The sequence below is a fragment of the Cohnella sp. GbtcB17 genome, from assembly GCF_019091135.1.
Lineage (GTDB): Bacteria > Bacillota > Bacilli > Paenibacillales > Paenibacillaceae > Cohnella.
Window position 1 is genome coordinate 1 of the sequence record NZ_JAGXJW010000338.1, and the last position, 253, is coordinate 253.

Sequence of the window (253 nt, forward strand, 5' to 3'; positions counted from 1 at the left end):
CGGGGGCAGGATTTGAACCTGCGGCCTTCGGGTTATGAGCCCGACGAGCTACCGGGCTGCTCCACCCCGCGTCGTTAGCAAGTGTTACTATTTAGGCGACGTTTCATATCATAACCGATATCGCCTGGTTCATGCAAGCCTTTTATCAAAATATTTTTGATTCAGGCTTGGTAAAGATGGTGACCCGTGGGGGAATCGAACCCCCGTTACCTCCGTGAAAGGGAGGTGTCTTAACCGCTTGACCAACGGGCCA

The 253-nt window shown here is 53.0% G+C and carries 1 tRNA gene; it reads right to left on the reverse strand.

Annotated features, from left to right (window positions below):
* Positions 1-177: 177 nt before the first annotated feature.
* Positions 178-252, reverse strand: a tRNA-Glu gene (locus KVT38_RS33890).
* Between the last annotated feature and the right edge of the window lies 1 nt (position 253).